Consider the following 15,649-nt stretch of genomic DNA (forward strand, 5'->3'; position numbering starts at 1 on the left):
CGCCACGCGGGGAGCTTTCGTACGCTCCTGGCGTACGAAAGGCCCCCGCGTACCGTCAAAACAGGGTCAGCTGTTGTAGGCCGAGAGCGGCGGGCAGGAGCAGACCAGGTTGCGGTCGCCCTTCGCGCCGTCGATTCGGCGGACCGGCGGCCAGATCTTCGGAGCAGCGGTACCGGCCGGGAACACGGCTTCCTCGCGGGTGTACGGGTGGTCCCAGGAGCCCGTGGTCACGCAGGCCGCTGTGTGCGGGGCGTTGCGCAGCGGGTTGTCCTCGACGGGCCACTCGCCCGCGCCCACGCGGTCGATCTCGCGCTTGATCGCGATCATGGCGTCGATGAACCTGTCGATCTCCGCCAGGTCCTCGGACTCGGTCGGCTCGACCATCAGGGTGCCGGCGACCGGGAACGACATCGTCGGGGCGTGCAGGCCGTAGTCGGCGAGACGCTTGGCGACGTCGTCCACCGTCACGCCGGTGGCCTTGGTGATCGGGCGCAGGTCCAGGATGCACTCGTGGGCGACGAAGCCGCCCTCGCCGGTGTAGAGGACCGGGTAGTGCTCGTCCAGCCTGCGTGCGACGTAGTTGGCGGCCGCCACGGCGGTCAGGGTGGCGCGGCGCAGGCCGTCGCCGCCCATCATGCGCACGTAGGCCCACGAGATCGGCAGGATCGACGCGGAACCCCACGGGGCCGCGGAGATCGGGCCCACGCCCGTGGCAGGCCCGGCGGTGGGCTGGAGCGGGTGGTTCGGCAGGAACGGCGCGAGGTGCGAGCGCACGCCGATCGGGCCGACACCGGGGCCGCCGCCACCGTGCGGGATGCAGAACGTCTTGTGCAGGTTCAGGTGCGAGACGTCCGAGCCGAACTTGCCGTAGCGCGCCAGGCCGATCAGGGCGTTGAGGTTCGCGCCGTCGACGTACACCTGGCCGCCCGCGTCGTGGACCAAGCCGCAGACCTCGCGGACGGTGTCCTCGTACACGCCGTGGGTCGACGGGTAGGTGATCATGATCGCGGCCAGGTCGTCCGCGTGCTCGGCGACCGTGGAACGCAGGTGGCCCATGTCGATGTTGCCCTTGTCGTCGCACTTCACGACGACGACGCGCATGCCGGCCATGACGGCGGACGCGGCGTTCGTGCCGTGGGCGGACGACGGGATCAGGCAGACGTCACGGTCGGCGTTGCCGTTCGCGCGGTGGTACGCGCGGATCGCCAGCAGACCGGCGAACTCGCCCTGCGAACCGGCGTTGGGCTGCAACGACACCGCGTCGTAGCCGGTGACCTCCGCCAGCCAGGCCTCCAGGTCGGAGACGATCTTCAGCAGACCCGCGGCGTCCTCGGCGGGCGCGAACGGGTGCAGCGTCGAGAACTCCGGCCAGGTGATGGACTCCATCTCCGCGGTCGCGTTCAGCTTCATCGTGCAGGAACCGAGCGGGATCATGCTCCGGTCGAGCGCGACGTCCTTGTCGGACAACGCGCGCAGGTAGCGCAGCAGGGCGGTCTCGGAGCGGTGCGCGTGGAAGACCGGGTGCGTCAGGTAGTCCGACGTGCGGCGCAGGTCGGCGGGGATGCCGTCGGCGGTGTCGGCGTCGATCGCGTCCACATCGGACCCGGTGACCCCGAACGCCTCCCACACCGCGACGAGGTGCGCCCGCGTCGTCTTCTCGTCGCAGGCGATGGCGACGACGTCTTCGTCGACCTTGCGGAGGTTGATGCCGGCCGCACGGGCCTTCTCGACGACCGCCGCGGCCTCACCGGGAACGCGGACCTGGACGGTGTCGAAGAACTCGCCGTGCACGACGTCGAGACCGGCCTCGCACAGGCCCGTGGCGAGCACGGTGGCCAGGCGGTGCACGCGGGTCGCGATGGCGCGCAGACCCTCGGGACCGTGGTAGACGGCGTACATGGACGCGATCACGGCCAGCAGCACCTGCGCGGTGCAGATGTTCGACGTGGCCTTCTCGCGGCGGATGTGCTGCTCGCGCGTCTGCAACGCCAAGCGGTAGGCCAGGGACCCGTCCGCGTCGACGGAGACGCCCACGAGACGGCCGGGCAGCTGACGCTCCAGGCCGGACCGGACGGCCATGTACCCGGCGTGCGGGCCGCCGAAGCCGATCGGCACGCCGAAGCGCTGGGTGGTGCCGATGACGACGTCCGCGCCGATCTCGCCCGGCGCGCGCAGCAGCGTCAGCGCGAGCAGGTCGGCGGCGACGACGGCCTGCGCACCGGCGGCGTGGATCTCCTCGATCAACGCGGCCTGGTCGCGCACCACACCGGACGCGCCGGGGTACGACAGCAGCACGCCGAAGAAGTCGCCGCCCAGGCCGAGGCCCTCGATGCCCTGCGAGAGGTCGGCGACGACGATCTCGATGCCCAGCGGCTCCGCGCGCGTCTCGATGACGGCGAGCGTCTGGGGCAGCGTGTCGGCGTCGATGACGAACTTGTTCGACTTGGACTTGCCGGCACGGCGCACCAGCGTCATCGCCTCGGCGGCGGCGGTCGACTCGTCCAGCATGGACGCGTTCGCGACCGGCAGGCCGGTCAGGTCGCCGACCATGGTCTGGAAGTTCAGCAGCGCCTCGAGACGGCCCTGCGAGATCTCCGGCTGGTACGGCGTGTACGCGGTGTACCAGGCGGGGCTTTCGAGGACGTTGCGCAGGATCACGCCCGGCGTGACGGTGTCGTAGTAGCCGAGACCGATCATCTGCGTCATCGGGCGGTTCCGCGCGGCCAGCTCACGCAGCTCGGCCAGCGCCTCGGTCTCGGTCGCCGGGACGGGCAGGTCCAGCACGAGGTCGCGCTCGTGGATGGACGACGGCACCGCGCGCTGCGCCAGCTCCTCCAGCGACCCGACGCCGATGACGTCGAGGATGCGCGCGAGTTCGGCGGGGCGCGGACCGACGTGGCGGTCGGCGAACGGGGTGCCGTGCTCGAGAGCGGCGAGCGGAATGCGGTCCTGCGTCATCAAACGCCTCCGGGGGCTGCGGGCACACGTGTCCTGGTGCCCTCCCCGCTCTGTCCGTACCCCGAAGGGCGCCTGAGAGGTTCACCCGCGACTGCACGGGCTTTCACCGTCGGCGGGATCCCACTTGCGGCGGGATCCACTTTCCAGAGGCGTCTCGCTCACGCGGTCCTGGATGCCTGAGAGGTTCCCGGGGAGGGACTTGCTCCTTCGGCGCCGGGCTTCACGAAATCCCGGTCTCTCCCGCCTGAGTTCAGCGACTACCCGCGAAGGATACCCGCAGGCAGCCCCACTAGTCCCCAGGGACGCGACCTACGTCTCAACGGCGAGATCCCGCAGCACCCGGCCGACGGGGTCCAGCAGGTCGTCGCGCACCGCGACCAGCAGGTGCGCGGTGCCCACCGCTTCCCCGCGCCGGGCCGCGACGAGCTTGGCACCCTCGATGAACCGCTCGATCCCGGCGCCGGTCGCGGCCGGCAACGTGGCCGGGTCCACCCCGGCCGCCCGCAGCGCCGCCGCCCCGCCGGAGGAGAACTCCGGACGGAGACGCCGCCCGGAAGCAGTCACTTGGTGGTCGACCACGAGCACCGCCGCCACCAGGTCCGCCGCCGTTTCCTGACGCCCAGCGGCCACCGCGAGCCTGGTCGCCTCCATTCGCACGACGTTCAGCACCGGTCCGCCCGTGCTCTGGCGACGCAGGACCAACCGCGCCAGCCACCGCATGGTGCCGCTACCGGACTCGCCCTCCAACGCCCCCGCCTGGCGCAGCAGCCACACCGCCGAACCGTCTTCCGGTTCCGCGGCCTTCCGCACGGCTTCGATCGTGGCCTCGACGTCCACCCGCAGAACGCCGAACAGCTCGGCGGCGCGTCCGGACGGCAGTGACAGCAACGCCACCGAGAGATGGGTCGTGGTCAGCACGCCGTCGCCGGCCTCTGCGATCGCCGCTCGCAAACACCCGTCCAAGGCACGACTCACCGGCAGCACGGACTCGCTGTGAGTCACGGACTCGGTGTGAGTGTGGTGGTGGGCAGTGCGCATCAGCGCGGTGACGTCCGGACCGGACACGGCCGCGCCACCGTCGTCACCGGTCCAGCCTCCGGCCATCGCCCGTGCCCGCACCGACTTGACCCCCAGCCTGCGGCCGCGGCCGATCGAGTCCGCCAGGGCGATCAGCAGGTGCTCGGTACCGACGAAGCCGGACTCCAGCCGCGACGCCTGCCGCACCGCGTCGGCCAGGACCTTCAAAACCTGCCAGGAGGGTGTGCACGTCATGTGCTCGACGCTAGGGAACAGCGCGATCCGCACGCTTCCGCCGACCGGCCACACGGGACGGCCGGTCGGCCATGATCCTTCAGCCGGTGGCGCGCTCGCGGCGGCGGCGGGTCAGCTCGTCCTCGGTCATCGGAGCGATCTCGACGCCGTCCGCACGTTCGGCCGGGAACTCGTGGATGGTGCCGCTGATCTCGCGCATCGCACCGCTCACGGCGATGCCGAACACGCCCTGACCGCCCTGCAGGAGGTCGACGACCTCTTCCGGCGAGGTGCACTCGTAGACGGTCGTGCCGTCCGAGAACAGGGTGATCTTCGCCAGGTCCTGCACGCCGCGCCGGCGCAGGTGGTCGACCGCGACCCGGATGTTCTGCAGCGAGACACCGGTGTCCAGCAGCCGCTTCACGACCTTGAGCACCAGGATGTCCTTGAAGGAGTACAACCGCTGGCTGCCGGAGCCGTGTGCCATCCGTATCGTCGGAGCGACGAGTCCGGTCCGGGCCCAGTAGTCGAGCTGCCGGTACGTGATGCCCGCGATCTGGCACGCCGCGGGCCCCCGGTAGCCGACGAGTTCGTCCGGCAGCGAGGAGTCCGGGAACAGCTCACCCTGCTGCCCGGATTCGGCCCGAACGGGCGCTTCCTCGACCACGCCTGCCTCCCCTCGGAACGGCCACGAAAGTCGAGGCCGTCAAGCCGCTGCGTCAGCTCGCGCGAACCAGCGACGTCCACTCGAGTTCGACGGTAAGACCGGTCCGAGGGCAGGTCAACGCGACGCGCGGGGAGTGTCGACCCTCAACCTCAGGTAGAGAGTCATACCGTCACCCGAAGTAGGACGTTCAGGTGACGTTTAGTGATCGTTTAGCGGCCGAACCGGACGGAAAGTAGCCCAAAGGAGCGACACTCGAGCGGAGTACTGCGGTTCCAAACAAGACGGACAGCGACACACCGCGAAACTCAGGTGTCAGCACCCCGGAAGTCCTCGGGTGAGACCGAGTCGAGGAACTCGCGGAACTTCTCGACCTCGTCCTCCTGCTCGTCCGGGATGATGAGGCCGGCCTCGGCCAGCACCGACTCCTCGGCGTGGATCGGCACCCCCACCCGCAACGCCAGCGCCACCGAGTCCGAGGGCCGCGCGGACACCCGCACGTCGCCGTCGAACACGAGCTCCGCGAAGAACGTGCCCTCCTGCAGGTCGGTGATCCGGACCTGTTCGAGGTTGCGCCCCAGTGCCCCGATGACGTCCTTCAGCAGGTCGTGCGTCAACGGGCGGGCAGGGCGGACACCCTGCTGTTCGAGCGCGATGGCCGTGGCCTCGACCGAGCCGATCCAGATCGGCAGGTACCGCTCGCCCTCGGTTTCACGCAGAAGAAGGATCGGCTGGTTCTGGGGCAGCTCCACCCGTACGCCGACGACGCGCATCTCGCTCATCGGGCCTCGCCTCCCTCTATGTCGTTCGGGAGTACCCGGATTCACACCCGAGCATCCCCCGGCGTACGTGTTCGACGCTACCCGCCAAGCGGGCCGTGTGCTCAATCGTTGCGGGCAGATCGTGATCAAGACTGCATCAGCCGCCGACAGGTCAGGACTGACGTAACCCCGCTTTTACCAACAACGTGTGCAACGAGGTGAACAGGTCGGCCAATTCCCGGACCGTCTCGGGATCTGAGAAGGATTTCAGCAGAACCACCTCGTGGTCCGCTGCCGCGCGAACCGCGCGCAGGTGTTCGCGCTCGACGCCGAGTCCGGTCATCGTCCGGATCGTGCGGAGCACGGTGATGTCGTCGGTGGTGAAACGGCCACCGGGGCCGGGGCGCAGCAGGCCGTCGCGTTCCAGCTGGGACAGCTGCTCGGCACTGATTCCGGCCTGGGCAAGCAGATCGATCCGGGACACCGAAGTGGAGTCGGCCCGGACCGTGTCGAGCTGCTCGCGGATCACCTTGAGCGGCAGGTACCTGTCGCGTTGTGCGGACAGCACGAACCGCAACCTCTCGACGTCCGCCACGCTGAACTGGCGGTAGCCGGAGGCGGTGCGTGCCGGGCGGACCAGCCCCTCCGCTTCCAGGAAGCGGATCTTGGAGATGGTGACCTCGGGGAACTCGGGGCGGAGCTGCGAGAGCACCGCCCCGATGCTCAGTCCCCCACGTTGTGGCCGCCCGGCCGTCACGCGTCAGGCTCCCGCGGAGCCAGGACCCGTCAGGAAGACGAGACGGAACTTGCCGATCTGGACCTCGTCGCCGTTCGCGAGGACGGCCTGGTCGACCGGCTCGCGGTTGACGTAGGTGCCGTTGAGGCTGCCGACGTCGATGACGACGAACTCGCCGCTCTCCCTGCGGAACTCGGCGTGGCGGCGCGAGACCGTCACGTCGTCGAGGAAGATGTCGCTGTCGGGGTGGCGCCCTGCGCTCGTCGTGTCGCGGTCCAGCAGGAACCGGGAACCGGCGTTCGGACCGCGCTTCACCACGAGCAGCGCGGAACCGGCGGGAAGGGCGTCGACGCCGGCAACGGCCGGCTCCTGTGCGGGCGCCTCGGCGCCTTCGACCTCTGCGAGGAAGTCCGCCCGGAAGACGGAGGTCCGCTCCGGGGACTGCTCCGGCGGAACGCCTGGGCCGTCGTTCGTGCTCACCTGAGCTCTCCTCCTGCTGCTGGATCCGTCACTTCCGGTAAAACCTATCGCGTTCGGGTCGCCACCCGAGGAGCGGCTCCCCTTCCGGCCGAAGATCCGGCGAAAGATCGACGTCACTCCTTCTCCACCAACGCCTTGTACCCGTCCGCGTCCAGCAGGCCTTCCAGCGCTTCGGGGTCGTTCAGCCGGATCTCGACCATCCAGCCCTCGCCGTACGGGTCGGTGTTCACCGAGTCCGGGGCCTGCACCAACGCGTCGTTGATGGCGACGACCTCACCGTCGAGCGGCGAGTAGAGGTCGGACACGCTCTTGGTGGACTCGACCTCACCGAACGTGTCGCCCGCGGAGACGGTGTGGCCGACCTCGGGCAGCTGGACGAAGACGACGTCGCCGAGCTGCTCCTGGGCGTAGTCGGTGATGCCGACGCGCACGGTGTTCTCGCCCGTGCTGGCGACCCACTCGTGCTCCTCGGTGTAGCGAAGCTCCTCGGGAATCAACTGACTGCGCTCCTCGTGCTGAACCTGTATGGAGTGATCTTTTCACGCGGCCTTGCCGGGAGTGACCCGCAGGGCCAGGAAGAACTGGTAGACGTACAGCAGCGCCGACCACAGGTAGAGCGCTCCGCCCCAGGCCGTGAACGCGTAGGCGAACGGCTGCGCGGCCTGCGCCCAGCCGGAGTCGCCCTGCGCGAGCAGCAGCAGGGGGAACGCGTACAGCAGGTTGAAGGTCGCGGCCTTGCCCAGGTACGTCACCTCGAACGGGCCCCAGCCCCGTCCGCGCAGGATCAGCAGGCAGATGCCGACGACGATCTCTCGCCCCACGAGCACGAGGGCGATCCACAGCGGAACGATGTCCCTGACCACGAACGCCACGAGCGTGCAGAACACGTAGAGGCGGTCGGCGGCGGGATCGAGCAGCGCGCCGAGCTTGCTCATCTGGTTGAGCCAGCGGGCGAGCTTGCCGTCCAGCCAGTCGGATAGCCCCGCGAAGACGAGGACGAGCAGCGCCCAGCCGTCCGCGCGGGGTCCGAGCAACAGGTACAGGAAGAGCGGAACACCGGCCAGCCGCAACACGCTGAGCAGGTTCGGAATCGTCAGCAGGCGATCAGCCGGATCACGCACACCCGCACTCTAAACGAGTGACTGCGCACGGGCTGCCGGATGGCGTCACGGCACGCGGTGCGACTGGTTGCGGGTCTGTGCGGGGCGTTCGTTTCTTACACGTGAAATCTCAGGCTGTGCGGGTGAGTGTCCAGCCCTGGCGCTGCATCTCGGCGCCGGTGATGGCGTGCGGGCGACCGCGGTCGTCACGTCCCACCCAGCGGGCGCGGAAACCCTCGAGCACGTAGGCGTGCCCCCGGCTCCAGACGACGCTGCAGGGCGTCGTGGGCAGCTCTTGTGCCTGCTGCGGCTGGGTTTCCATGGCGGTTCTCATTTCAGTCCCTCCGTGACATCAGGGATGTCGTGCACCGGGGCTCCGGCGTTATCCCTGGAAACGAATTCTGTCCGACTGTGGTTCAGAACACGTGTCCTGTTTGGGTCCTTAGCGTTAACTGGATCAAACCGCGCGCCGAGCTGATCGGCGGTGAAGCGCAGGGGATGAACGGGTCCTTGCCTGTGCAACCGTTCGTCGTACGCCGTCGACCGCACGGCGTCCTCCGGGGATCGGCAGGGCCTAACCTCGACGGGTGGACGAGGTGAAATTCGGTGGCGAGCTGATCACCCGGCTGATGGACCACCTGTGCGAACGGCTGCCGGGATGCCGGGGCGCCGGGCTCAGCGTGTGGCCGGACGGCGCGGTGATCAGGGCGGTCGGCGTGGCCCGCGAGCTGGACCAGGCCCAGGTCGACGGGCAGGAAGGACCGCTCGTCGAAGCCTCCCGCGACGAACGGCAGGTGACCGGTCAGGTCGGCGGCCTGGACGTGGTGGCCGTGCCGGGGAGCTGGGGCGACGGCGGTCCGGTGGTGCTCACCGTCTACCTCGACCATCCTCCGCACGTCGAGGACCTCAAGGCCATCGAGGAGATCGAGCCCCTCGTCGCGACCGCCGCCGCGGTGGTGGAGTTCTGCGCGGGCGAGGTGCTCAGGGCTGACCAGATGGTGCGGATGGTGCAGCACCGGCGCTACATCGAGCAGGCGAAGGGCCTGGTGATGGGGGCGAGGCCCTGCCCTCCAGGGGATGCCTTCGAGCTGCTCGTGCGGGCGAGTCAGCACGCCAACGTCAAGCTCCGGGACATCTCGATGGCGCTGGTGCTGGTGGCCAGCGGGGAGTTGGAAGACGCCGACGACGTGACGATGCCGCCGCAGATCGCCTTCGACACGGCGCGGCGGCTCTGGGGCGCGGTGAATTTGTGAGACCGCACGTTTGAGCCAACCATTGTTCGGGTACAGCCTGCTCGATCTGTCCTGTCGAGCGGTCTCTCCCGTACGGTGAGGCCGCAGCGGTTGAGCCAGCAGCCGCGTCGGGGCCGCTGCAGTGGCGGCTCCCTGTCGTGCGAGGGAGAACATCGGTGACTGTGCAGGACCCGCGAGCGGAGCAGACGATCGAGCTGTCGGTGCGGCAGCCGGCGCCCGGTGTCACGGTCCTCGCCGTGTCCGGTGAGGTCGACATGGTGTCCGCGCCCGCGCTGCGCGACGCCCTGGTGAACGGCCTGGGCGACGGTGGCACGTTCGTCGTGGACATGACCGGCGTGACCTTCCTCGGTTCCGCCGGGCTGGCCGTGCTGGTGGAGGCGGCGAGGCTGGCCCAGCAGGCGAACGCGACCCTCAAGGTCGTGGCGACCGCCCGGGCCGTCACGAGGCCGCTGGAGGCCACCGGGCTGGGCGAGGTGTTCAGCGTCCACGGATCCGTGGAGTCGGCCCTGGGCTAGCGCATCTTGACGGTGAGGCGGTTGCCTGCCGACCTGAGCGCGTCGGCGACGGCGAAGAGGGCGTCTTCCACTCCGCCCTTCTCCGCACCGAGCTGACTCAGATCGACGGTCAACGGCACCGTGCCGCCCCGCGCGGCCGTGGTGAGCGTGCGGCGCAGCGACGGACCGGCCTCGACCGGCACGTTCCCGCGCACGACCGCTACGACGCCGGAGGAGGTCTCGTGGACCCGCACGTCGCACTCGGGTGCCGCCCGGCTCGGGGGCACCACCGGCGAACGCGCCCTGCGCAGGCGGACGGTCGTGCCGCGTGCCCCGCGGTCGATCTCGACGGAGTCCACGCTCTCCCGCATGAGCAGGAGTCCCCGTCCGCGCATCGTGAGCGCGGGAGGCGGCACGCGCCACTGGCCGTGGTCGGTGACGTCGACGCTGACCGCGCCGTCGGGATCGAGGTGCGCGCTCACCTCGACGGTGCCGCGCGCCGGTCCGGGATAAGCGTGTTCGACGGAGTTGTTCACCGCTTCACTGACGGCCAGGACGAGGTCGCTCGCCTCGTCCTCGCCGAATCCGCTGTCCTGCAGCCATTCGCGCAACTGGTGCCGCACCGGCGCCACCTCGCGTGCGTCTGCGGGGAAGCGGAGGGCCAGGAAGTCTTCTCGCACCAGCACAGCGCTCCTCCCCTTTGGTTGCCTCTGACAGGTGACTTCCCGGGCCCACGAGCCAATACACGTGTGAAATGAGATCGATTCGGGTACGGCAATGACGTGCCGGCCTTCAGCAGAACGGACTACGAGGTGGGTGTGACGCAATTGTCAGGGGTCGAACTGCGGATGGCCGCGGATCCCACGCAGCTGTCCATCGTGCGCGCGGTCGCCGCGGACATCGCGATGCGGCAGGACTTCGACCTCGACTCGATCGAGGACCTGAAGCTCGCCGTGGACGAGACGTGCTCGACGTTGATCACGCTGGCGGCCGAGGACGCCATGCTCAGCTGTCACTTCGCGGTCGACGGCGCAGGAGCGGTCCACGTCCGCGCCAGAGTGCTCGCGAAGTCCGCGGCTGGTCCCGACGAGGGCAGCTTCGGCTGGCGCGTGCTGACCGCGCTCGTCGACTCCGTGCAGACCAGAGTCGAGGACGCCGAAGGGTTCGTGGTCCACATCGACCTCGTGAAGTCTTCGGCAGGGGCGGTGGATGCGTGACGGGCTCGGAGGAGGCGACCAAAACCTCCCCTGGCGAGGAGAAGAAGTCCTCGCAGGGCGGTGACTACGACCACCTGGCCCCGTTGTTCGCCGAGCTCGCGCAGACCCCTGCCGGTCCTGCGCGGGACACTCTGCGGGACCGGCTGGTCACCGAGCACCTCCCGGTCGCCCAGCACATCGCACGCCGGTTCGGCCACCGCGGCGAACCCCACGAGGACCTGGTGCAGGTCGCGACGGTCGGCCTGATCAACGCGGTCGACCGCTTCGACCCGGACCGCGGCAGCGACTTCCTGTCGTTCGCGGTACCGACGATCATGGGCGAGGTCCGGAAGTACTTCCGCGACTCCAGCTGGTCGGTCCGCATGCCCAGACGGCTCAAGGAGCTGCACCTGGCGATCAACGCGGGCACCTCGCGCCTGTCGCAGTCGCTCGGACGCGCGCCCACGCCGTCGGAACTGGCGGAGCACCTCGGGCTGTCGCGCGAGGAGATCCATGAAGGACTCGCGGCCGGAAACGCTTACCAGAGCGCGTCTTTGGACGACATGCTGATGTCGGAGGACTCGTCGATCTCGCTCGGGTCGACGATCGGCGAGGAAGATCCCGAGATCGCGATGATCGAGCAGCGGGAGGCGTTGCACCCGCTGCTGCAGAAGCTCCCCGAGCGGGAGCGCAAGATCGTGATCATGCGGTTCTTCGGCAACATGACGCAGACGCAGATCGCGCAGAAGGTCGGCATCTCGCAGATGCACGTCTCGCGGTTGCTCGCGAAGACGTTGCGGCAACTGCGAGACGTGCTCGAAGAGTAGTTCTACGACGCCACGCGGACGCGGCGCCGGGCAGCAGCGATGATCTGGCGCCGCTCGTCCTCCCCCATGCCGCCCCACACGCCGTACGGCTCCTGGGCCTCCAGCGCGTGGGCGCGGCACTGTTCCAGCACCGGGCAGTGCCCGCAGATCGCCTTCGCCTTCTCCTCCCGCGCGGCCCGCGCGTAGCCCCGTTCGTTGTCCGGGTGGAAGAAGATTGCGCTGTTGCGGCCTCGGCACAGACCGTGCATCTGCCAGTCCCACACGTCGGTGACCGGCTTGGGCAGACGGGTCGTGCAGGTCATCGCGACTCCCAAGAACGAGGGCGGAAGAGTTGCGATCACTGCGTACCCGTGGTCTGACCAGGGATAAACCTTCTACAACCGTTCAGGTGCCCCAATACCCAAAAGAGACAGGCCCAGGGTGAGCACTCGTGAGGTCAGGGTGAGCAGGTGCAGGCGCGAGTCCTGCAGCTCCTGCGACTCCGCGGTCGCCACCGGGCAGTTGTTGTAGAACGTCGAGAACGCCGTGGCCGTCTCGAACAGGTACGTCGTGAGCTTGTGCGGGGCCAGCTCGTCGATCGCGGCCTGGATCGCCGTGGGCAGCTGGAGCAGCTTCAGGGCGAGGTCGCGCTCGGCCTGTTCCTGGAGCACCAGGGGCGCGTCCGCCGGGGCCTCGCGGCCGACCTTGCGGCCGATCGAGAGGATGCGGGCGTTCGCGTACTGGATGTAGACGGACGTGTCGCCGGTGGTGGCGAGCATCTTCTCCCAGGTGAAGACGTAGTCCTTCTCCCGGTCGTTGGAGAGGTCCGCGTACTTCACCGCGCCGAGGCCGATGGTGCGGGCGAGCGCGTCCTTCTCCGCACCCTCCACTTCGGACGTTTCGGGCATCACCTTGTAGGAGTTCTCGACGGCCTCGTCGAGCAGCTCGATGAGCTTGATCGTGCCGCCCGCGCGGGTGCGGATCGTCTTGCCGTCCGAGCCGAGGATCGTGCCGAAACCGGTGTGCACGGCGGTGTGGGCGTCGTCGAGCCAGCCGGCCTGCTTCGACGTCGCGAAGATCATCTGGAAGTGCTGGGCCTGCGGCGTGCCGACCACGTAGATCAGCTGGTCCACCTTGCGGTCGCGCACCCAGTAGCGGACGGTCGCGAAGTCCGTGGTGGCGTAGCCGTAGCCGCCGTCGCTCTTGCGGATGATCAGCGGCAGCCGGTCGCCGTCGCGGTTGGTGAAGCCAGGCGGGAACACGCAGAGCGCGCCGTCGCTGGTCTCGACGAGGCCCTTCTGCTGCAGTTCGGTGATCGTGTCGGCGAGGTAGGGGTTGTAGAAGCTCTCGCCGTAGTTGTCGTCCGCGGACAGACCGATCTCGAGCAGCTCGTAGACCTGGTTGAAGTGCCGCTGCGACTCCCCCACCAGCTCGTGCCACAGCGCCAGGGTGTGCTCGTCGCCGCCCTGCAGCAGCACGACCCGGCGGCGCGCGCGGTCGGCGAAGCCCGGTTCGTTGTCGAACTTCTGGCGGGCCTGCTGGTAGAACGCGTTCAGGTCGCTGATCTCGTGGTCGGTGCCGTGGCCCTCGTCGGTGAGGTGCTCGATGAGCATGCCGAACGGGGTGCCCCAGTCACCGAGGTGGTTGTGCGGGATGACCTCGTGGCCCGCGAACGTCAGCAGGCGGCAGAACGCGTCACCGATGATCGTCGAGCGCAGGTGCCCGACGTGCATCTCCTTGGCGACGTTCGGGCTGCTGTAGTCGATCGCGATGCGCCGCGGCTCGTCCGTCGTCGGCACGCCGAGGCGGTCGTCGCCGAGCAGGGCGGCGGCCTGCTGCTCCAGCCACTCGCGGCGCAGCTTGAGGTTGATGAAGCCGGGGCCCGCGATCTCCGGGGTCTCCAGCGCGTCGGCCGCGTCGAGGTGCTCGACGATGAGCGCGGCGACCTCGCGCGGGTTGCGGCCGACCTTCTTGGCGAGGCTCATCGCCACGTTGCACTGGTAGTCGGCACCGTCTCGGTTGGACGGTCGGATCAGCGCTTCCTCGGCGGTGATGTCCACGTCCAGAGCGGCGCGCAACGCCCGCGCGACCCGCTGGCCCAGTTCGAGCCCGACATCCCCACGCAGCACTGAGCCCACCTTCCTGAAATCCGGCTGAAGAGTTCCAGTATCTCACCAGCGTCCGAGCAGCAACGCGCCCCCGCCCACGAGCGCCGCCGCGCTGACCACGCCGAAGAGCGTCACCCAGCCCAGGGCGGGCACGCCGGTGAGCCACGCGAGCTGGTCCGCGTCGCTGCGCGGGGCCTGCCTGCGCCAGCGCTTGACCTGGAGCTCCCACACCGGGCGCACGCCACCGAGCAGCAGGAACCACGCGAAGACGTACGCGGCGGTGTCCCTGACCTCAGGCGTCGCGTAGAAGGAGACGAAGAAGAACACGGCTCCGGTGACGATGATCGACAGGACGCCGAAGACGTTGCGGATCATGATCAGCATGGCCGCGAGGAAGCCGATGCTGATCCACAGCATCAGCTGGATGTGCTCGTTGGTGATGAGCACGGCGGCGCCGAAGCCGAGCAGGGACGGGGCGATGTAGCCGGCCAGCGCGGTGAGCACCATGCCGGGGCCGCGGGGCTTGCCGCGCGAGACGGTGAGGCCGCTGGTGTCGGAGTGCAGCTTGATGCCGCTGAGGCGGCGTCCGGTCAGCACCGCGACCAGGGCGTGGCCGCCCTCGTGAGCGATGGTGATGACGTTGCGGGTGACCCGCCAGATCCCGTGCAGGGCGACGGCCAGGAACGCGGCCAGCGCGGTGCCCCACGTGATCAGCACCTCGTGGGTCAGCAACTCGGAAGGCATCGAGACATCGAAACAGACGCGCCGTGAGAGCCGCATGTGGGCTCTCACGGCGCGTCCGGGAACACTCAGTGCTTGATCTTGTCCTTGCTCACGCGTTCGGTCTTCGGGTCGACGACCGCCTGTTCCTTGGTGATCGGCTGGGTCGTTCCGGTGCTCACCGTCGGATCCATCTGCTCGATCCGCCGGTCGTCGGAGTCGCGGAACGCCGCCGAGCGCTGTTCGGGCAGGACGGGCTCGTCCTCCTCCTCGATCAGCTTGCGGCGCGCGGGCAGCACCGCGAGCAGCAGGCCGAAGAGAGCGATACCGAGGTGCAGCCAGTTGTCGTTCGTGTTGACCGCCAGCGGGTTGCCCGCCCACTCGAACGGGTTGCGGGCGAGCACGCCGGTGATCATCAGACCCCACACGAAGAGCGCGCCGTAGCCCAGGAACAGCAGCCACCCGAACATCCGGGCGAGGCCCGAACCGAGAGCCATGAGCAGGCCGAGCACGCCGACGGCCACGTGCACCAGGTTGTGCAACGGGTTCACGGAGAACCCGAGCACGAACGAGTGGGTGGACCAGTCGCCCACCCCCGTGCGGGTGAAGCCCACGACGCCGAACACGATGAACGCGATGCCGGCCAGGGCGGCCAGCACCTGCACCGGTTGCAGACCGGCGACCTTGACAGTGACGCGGTGGGTCATGACGCCCTCCAGGCTCCGTTCTTGTCGCCCGGCTGACTACCCCGGCTCGGCCTGGGCCAAACCGTTCAGCGACACGTCGGGCATGCCGCTGCGCACCACCACGACGTTGCGCTTGCCGAGGTGCACGACGCGCGCCCGGGACGGGTTGACCAGGAGGGTCGTCTCGGCGTTCTGCTCGTTGTAGGCGCGGACCTCGACGTGCGTGCCGCGTGCGGCGGCGTTGCGCAGGGCCGCGGCGAGCGTGTCCAGGTTCCACGGCTTCACCAGCCGGAACTGGAACTCGTCGACGCCCAGCACCGCCCACACCTCGGTGGTGGTGGGTGGATCGGTCGGGTTCATGCGGACTCCTCGTGGTGGGCTCCGGGGCGCCGTGCCCACCGCTCGGCGCCCCGGAATTCTGTGGCGGGCTCGTTGC

General features: G+C 69.1%; 19 protein-coding genes and 1 riboswitch. Of the genes, 4 read left to right on the plus strand and 15 right to left on the minus strand.

The features are described from left to right. Positions 1 to 66: 66 nt before the first annotated feature. The 9 genes from gcvP to AOM45_RS38145 all read right to left on the minus strand — a co-directional run bounded on the left by gcvP (position 67) and on the right by AOM45_RS38145 (position 8,284). Positions 67 to 2,958 (minus strand): aminomethyl-transferring glycine dehydrogenase, encoded by a 2,892-nt coding sequence (gene gcvP, locus AOM45_RS38105; protein WP_030468962.1) that lies wholly within the window; start codon positions 2,956 to 2,958, stop codon positions 67 to 69. Between the two features lie 153 nt (positions 2,959 to 3,111). Next, positions 3,112 to 3,211: riboswitch (glycine riboswitch) on the minus strand. Positions 3,212 to 3,267: 56 nt separating this feature from the next. Next, positions 3,268 to 4,230 carry a Clp protease N-terminal domain-containing protein gene (locus tag AOM45_RS38110; RefSeq protein WP_156093939.1) on the minus strand — a complete coding sequence of 321 codons (963 nt, stop codon included), beginning with the start codon at positions 4,228 to 4,230 and terminating at the stop codon, positions 3,268 to 3,270. A gap of 79 nt (positions 4,231 to 4,309) precedes the next feature. Further along, positions 4,310 to 4,876, minus strand: a complete 567-nt coding sequence (locus AOM45_RS38115) for a MerR family transcriptional regulator (protein ID WP_030468960.1) — start codon at positions 4,874 to 4,876, stop codon at positions 4,310 to 4,312. Between the two features lie 305 nt (positions 4,877 to 5,181). After that, positions 5,182 to 5,655 (minus strand): bifunctional nuclease family protein, encoded by a 474-nt coding sequence (locus AOM45_RS38120; RefSeq protein WP_030468959.1) that lies wholly within the window; start codon positions 5,653 to 5,655, stop codon positions 5,182 to 5,184. Between the two features lie 151 nt (positions 5,656 to 5,806). Next, a complete protein-coding gene (locus AOM45_RS38125; protein ID WP_051783875.1) occupies positions 5,807 to 6,361 on the minus strand; it encodes a MerR family transcriptional regulator in 555 nt (184 codons plus the stop codon). Between the two features lie 33 nt (positions 6,362 to 6,394). Beyond that, positions 6,395 to 6,850, minus strand: a complete 456-nt coding sequence (gene garA / locus AOM45_RS38130) for a glycogen accumulation regulator GarA (protein WP_030468957.1) — start codon at positions 6,848 to 6,850, stop codon at positions 6,395 to 6,397. A 113-nt stretch (positions 6,851 to 6,963) separates the two neighbouring features. After that, entirely contained in the window at positions 6,964 to 7,347 is a 384-nt protein-coding gene (gene gcvH, locus AOM45_RS38135) for a glycine cleavage system protein GcvH (protein WP_030468956.1), read from the minus strand. A gap of 42 nt (positions 7,348 to 7,389) precedes the next feature. Beyond that, a complete protein-coding gene (gene clsA / locus AOM45_RS38140) occupies positions 7,390 to 7,971 on the minus strand; it encodes a cardiolipin synthase ClsA (protein ID WP_030468955.1) in 582 nt (193 codons plus the stop codon). Positions 7,972 to 8,080: 109 nt separating this feature from the next. After that, complete coding sequence (locus AOM45_RS38145; protein WP_030468954.1) at positions 8,081 to 8,284, minus strand: hypothetical protein; 204 nt, start codon at positions 8,282 to 8,284, stop codon at positions 8,081 to 8,083. A 253-nt stretch (positions 8,285 to 8,537) separates the two neighbouring features. Between AOM45_RS38145 and AOM45_RS38150 the strand changes: the two genes are divergently transcribed. Both AOM45_RS38150 and AOM45_RS38155 read left to right on the plus strand, forming a co-directional pair. Next, on the plus strand, positions 8,538 to 9,203 hold the full coding sequence (locus AOM45_RS38150) for an ANTAR domain-containing protein (RefSeq protein ID WP_030468953.1): 666 nt from the start codon (positions 8,538 to 8,540) through the stop codon (positions 9,201 to 9,203). A 155-nt stretch (positions 9,204 to 9,358) separates the two neighbouring features. After that, positions 9,359 to 9,718, plus strand: coding sequence for an STAS domain-containing protein (locus AOM45_RS38155; RefSeq protein WP_236703977.1), 360 nt, complete (start codon positions 9,359 to 9,361; stop codon positions 9,716 to 9,718). Here the strand turns inward: AOM45_RS38155 and AOM45_RS38160 are convergent. Continuing rightward, positions 9,715 to 10,383, minus strand: coding sequence for an ATP-binding protein (locus AOM45_RS38160; protein ID WP_051783862.1), 669 nt, complete (start codon positions 10,381 to 10,383; stop codon positions 9,715 to 9,717). The genes AOM45_RS38155 and AOM45_RS38160 overlap by 4 nt on opposite strands. A gap of 132 nt (positions 10,384 to 10,515) precedes the next feature. Here AOM45_RS38160 and AOM45_RS38165 point away from each other — a divergent pair, with 132 nt between their 5' ends. Together AOM45_RS38165 and AOM45_RS38170 are read left to right on the plus strand one after the other, a co-directional pair. Then, the gene (locus tag AOM45_RS38165; RefSeq protein WP_236703978.1) at positions 10,516 to 10,914 is read left to right on the plus strand and encodes an ATP-binding protein; all 399 of its coding nucleotides are present in this window, start codon (positions 10,516 to 10,518) and stop codon (positions 10,912 to 10,914) included. Between the two features lie 74 nt (positions 10,915 to 10,988). Next, positions 10,989 to 11,720 carry a SigB/SigF/SigG family RNA polymerase sigma factor gene (locus tag AOM45_RS38170; protein WP_051783874.1) on the plus strand — a complete coding sequence of 244 codons (732 nt, stop codon included), beginning with the start codon at positions 10,989 to 10,991 and terminating at the stop codon, positions 11,718 to 11,720. 2 nt (positions 11,721 to 11,722) lie between these two features. On the opposite strand, the gene AOM45_RS38175 is transcribed toward AOM45_RS38170, so the two are convergent. The 5 genes from AOM45_RS38175 to AOM45_RS38195 all read right to left on the minus strand — a co-directional run bounded on the left by AOM45_RS38175 (position 11,723) and on the right by AOM45_RS38195 (position 15,573). Next, the gene (locus tag AOM45_RS38175; RefSeq protein ID WP_030468948.1) at positions 11,723 to 12,022 is read right to left on the minus strand and encodes a WhiB family transcriptional regulator; all 300 of its coding nucleotides are present in this window, start codon (positions 12,020 to 12,022) and stop codon (positions 11,723 to 11,725) included. A 72-nt stretch (positions 12,023 to 12,094) separates the two neighbouring features. After that, positions 12,095 to 13,828 (minus strand): arginine--tRNA ligase, encoded by a 1,734-nt coding sequence (argS, locus tag AOM45_RS38180; RefSeq protein ID WP_030468947.1) that lies wholly within the window; start codon positions 13,826 to 13,828, stop codon positions 12,095 to 12,097. Positions 13,829 to 13,870: 42 nt separating this feature from the next. After that, complete coding sequence (locus AOM45_RS38185; RefSeq protein WP_201780152.1) at positions 13,871 to 14,551, minus strand: M50 family metallopeptidase; 681 nt, start codon at positions 14,549 to 14,551, stop codon at positions 13,871 to 13,873. Between the two features lie 65 nt (positions 14,552 to 14,616). Further along, complete coding sequence (locus AOM45_RS38190) at positions 14,617 to 15,234, minus strand: DUF4383 domain-containing protein (protein WP_051783859.1); 618 nt, start codon at positions 15,232 to 15,234, stop codon at positions 14,617 to 14,619. 36 nt (positions 15,235 to 15,270) lie between these two features. After that, entirely contained in the window at positions 15,271 to 15,573 is a 303-nt protein-coding gene (locus AOM45_RS38195) for a hypothetical protein (RefSeq protein ID WP_030468944.1), read from the minus strand. Positions 15,574 to 15,649: the final 76 nt, after the last annotated feature.

It is taken from the genome of Lentzea aerocolonigenes, assembly GCF_000974445.1.
GTDB lineage: Bacteria > Actinomycetota > Actinomycetes > Mycobacteriales > Pseudonocardiaceae > Lentzea > Lentzea aerocolonigenes.

Bases quoted from the DNA above. Each gene is read 5' to 3' on its own strand.
- gcvP (WP_030468962.1), bottom strand. From the start codon at position 2,958: ATGACGCAGGACCGCATTCCGCTCGCCGCTCTCGAGCACGGCACCCCG.
- AOM45_RS38110 (WP_156093939.1), bottom strand. From the start codon at position 4,230: ATGACGTGCACACCCTCCTGGCAGGTTTTGAAGGTCCTGGCCGACGCG.
- AOM45_RS38120 (WP_030468959.1), bottom strand. From the start codon at position 5,655: ATGAGCGAGATGCGCGTCGTCGGCGTACGGGTGGAGCTGCCCCAGAAC.
- AOM45_RS38145 (WP_030468954.1), bottom strand. From the start codon at position 8,284: ATGAGAACCGCCATGGAAACCCAGCCGCAGCAGGCACAAGAGCTGCCC.
- AOM45_RS38175 (WP_030468948.1), bottom strand. From the start codon at position 12,022: ATGACCTGCACGACCCGTCTGCCCAAGCCGGTCACCGACGTGTGGGAC.
- AOM45_RS38185 (WP_201780152.1), bottom strand. From the start codon at position 14,551: ATGCCTTCCGAGTTGCTGACCCACGAGGTGCTGATCACGTGGGGCACC.
- AOM45_RS38190 (WP_051783859.1), bottom strand. From the start codon at position 15,234: ATGACCCACCGCGTCACTGTCAAGGTCGCCGGTCTGCAACCGGTGCAG.
- AOM45_RS38195 (WP_030468944.1), bottom strand. From the start codon at position 15,573: ATGAACCCGACCGATCCACCCACCACCACCGAGGTGTGGGCGGTGCTG.